At 72.4% G+C, this 2,826-nt stretch carries 2 protein-coding genes; one reads left to right on the plus strand and one right to left on the minus strand.

All coding sequences use genetic code 11. From position 1 onward, the window contains the following. Nucleotides 1-261: 261 nt before the first annotated feature. Nucleotides 262-1,410, minus strand: a complete 1,149-nt coding sequence (locus tag DLJ58_RS00155) for a diacylglycerol kinase family protein (protein ID WP_124853303.1) — start codon at nt 1,408-1,410, stop codon at nt 262-264. A 124-nt stretch (nt 1,411-1,534) separates the two neighbouring features. Between DLJ58_RS00155 and DLJ58_RS00160 the strand changes: the two genes are divergently transcribed. Beyond that, nucleotides 1,535-2,824, plus strand: coding sequence for an adenylosuccinate synthase (locus tag DLJ58_RS00160; protein ID WP_124853304.1), 1,290 nt, complete (start codon nt 1,535-1,537; stop codon nt 2,822-2,824). Nucleotides 2,825-2,826 lie beyond the last annotated feature (2 nt).

A 2,826-nucleotide genomic window follows, 5' to 3' on the forward strand; every position in this document is an offset into this window, starting at 1 on the left:
CGTGACCGGTGGCGTGACCGACGACGGCCCACCCCGCTGCTCGGCGACCGCAGCCCACGGCGGCACCGCGCCCCGGTCGCCCGGATCTGGCGGCCAGAGTGGTTCGACGTCCCGCTCCGGCACCGGCTGCTGGCCGGGCACCTGCGCCCGGTCGGCGTTCTCGTCCATTACGGCCCTCCCCAGTCCTCCTGCGAGGATAGGCCCAATCGCCCAGCAGGGCCGATCGGCGCAGGCAGGTCGGCCGGTCGGTGCCGGTCGAGGTCAGATCGACCAGACCGCCCAGGCGCCCGGCTCGACCCACCAGGAACGCTTACGGGTCAGCTCGCCCTCGACACCATCGTCGAGGTACGGCACCTTGCCCTCCCTGGGCAGCACCGACACCGCCCGCCCACGGGCCCGCCGGACTTCGAGGCGTACCCGCTTGCGCCCCCACGCCGAGCGGACGACCACCGGCACGGCCACCGCGACCTCGACCTGGCCGTCGGCCGGGTCCGGCGCGGTCAGCAGCGCCACGTCGTTGAGCGTCGCGTACCCGCCGGCGTTGCCGACCGCGCAGGCCAGCAGCGGTTCCGCACCGTCGGAGAGGATGGTGTCGTCGACCTCCACCCGGGCGCGCCAGTGCAGTGGCCGGCCGGCGTCGTCGGCCGCGCCGAGGAGCGCGCCGTCCAGGGTCACCGAGCCGCCGTCGTTGCGCAGCAGGTCCAGCCGGCGCGGCGTGCCGTCCAGCACCGCGGCGGCCACCGCCGCCGGGTCACGGGGCAGCCCGAGCTGCGCGGCCAGGTCCCGGTGGGCGTCGCCACGGGCCGGGTCGAGCGGGAGTACGGCCACCGGCGGCAGGTCGGGCAGGGTCCGGTTGCCGGGCAGATCCGCCGGACGCTTGCTCGGCGCCGGGGCGTACCGCTTGACCAGCCGGCGCAGCACGGCGCGCAACTGCCCGTCGCTGGCCGTGGCGACGACCAGCCGGGTCTTGCTGTCCGGGTCCGGCCAGGTGAGGCCGTCCGGGTGGGCCGGGCCGTCGAGCCGGGCCAGCACCGCGTCGATCTCGGCGTCGGAGCGGGCGGTGATCGTCTCCACCCGGGCGCCCCGGGCGTTCAGCGCGTCGGCGCAGGCCAGCACCGGCACCCGTGGCCGCTCCGTCGCGCACTGCTCTGCGGCGGTCCGGCCGGTGTCGGTCTGGCCGGTGTTGGTCTGATCGGTGCTGGTCTGGCCGCTGCTGGCTTGGCCGGTGTTGGTCTGGCCGGTGTCGGCCTGGCCGCTGCTGGCCTGGCCGGTGCTGGTCTGGTCGGTGTCGGTCTGGCTCGTCGGGGCGGTGTCGGCCCCGGCCGCGCCGCCGCAGCAGGCCCCGCCGCTGCCACAGCCCCCGGGAGCGTCCCGCTCCGAGCCGAGGGTGAGCAGCACCACGTCGTACACGGAAGGAGCCTCCTGCCTCTCGACGCGACCCCTGCCGGCCACGCCGTCACTACTTGTTAACCTGACACCCCGGGCTCGCCGAGCGGTCGCCACCTGGCACCCGAGCCTTCTGGAGGCGGAAAAGATGCCAGCGATCGTGCTCCTCGGCGCTCAGTGGGGCGACGAGGGCAAGGGCAAGGTTACCGACCTGCTGGGTGAGCGGGTCGACTACGTCGTGCGCTACTCCGGCGGCAACAACGCCGGGCACACGGTGATCACCCCGGACGGCCAGAAGTACGCGCTGCACCTGATGCCGTCCGGCGCGCTCTCGCCGGACGCGATGATCGTCATCGGCAACGGTGTGGTGGTCGACCCGAAGGTGCTGCTCGCCGAGATCGACGGTCTGGCGGAGCGCGGCGTCGACGTGTCCCGGCTGCGGATCTCCGGTGACGCGCACCTGATCATGCCGCACCACCGGGCGCTGGACCGGGTCATCGAGCGCTACCTCGGCTCGTCCCGGATCGGCACCACCGGCCGCGGCATCGGCCCGGCGTACGGCGACAAGGTCGCCCGGATCGGCATCCGCCTCCAGGACCTGCTCGACCCGGGCATCCTGCGCAAGAAGCTGGAACTCGCGCTGCGCGAGAAGAACCAGATCCTGTTCAAGGTCTACAACCGCAAGGCGATCGACCTCGAGGCGACCGTCGAGGAGTACCTGGCGTACGCGGAGCGGCTCAAGCCGTACATCGCGGAGACCCGGGCGATGCTCTGGGACGCCCTGGACCGGGGCGAGACGGTGCTGCTGGAAGGCGCCCAGGCCACCATGCTCGACATGGACCACGGCACCTACCCCTTCGTGACCTCGTCCAACCCGACGGCCGGTGGTGCCTGCGTGGGCGCGGGCATCCCGCCGACCGCGATCAACAAGGTCATCGCGGTGAGCAAGGCGTACACCACCCGGGTGGGTGCCGGTCCGTTCCCGACCGAGCTGTTCGACGCCAACGGTGACCACCTTCGCAAGATCGGCGCGGAGTACGGCACCACCACCGGGCGGGAGCGCCGGTGCGGGTGGTTCGACGCGGTCGTCGCCCGGTACGCCTGCCGCCTCAACGGCGTCACCGACCTGGTCATCACCAAGCTGGATGTGCTCACCGGCCTGCCCAAGGTGCCGATCTGCGTCGGCTACGAGATCAACGGCGTCCGGGTCGACGACATGCCGATGAGCCAGACGGACTTCCACCACGCCAAGCCCGTCTTCGAGGAACTCGACGGCTGGTGGGAGGACATCACCAAGGCCCGCACCATCGACGACCTCCCGGAGAACGCCCGCCGCTACATCGCGAGGGTCGAAGAACTCTGCAACACGAGGGTGAGCGTCGTAGGCGTAGGCCCAGGCCGAGAAGAAAACGTAGTCCTCCACCCCCTCCTCCCCTAACC

The organism is Micromonospora arida, from assembly GCF_003857035.1.
Taxonomy (GTDB): Bacteria; Actinomycetota; Actinomycetes; order Mycobacteriales; family Micromonosporaceae; genus Micromonospora; species Micromonospora arida.

Coding starts and splice junctions, on each gene's coding strand:
- DLJ58_RS00160 (WP_124853304.1), top strand. CDS start 1,535: ATGCCAGCGATCGTGCTCCTCGGCGCTCAGTGGGGCGACGAGGGCAAG.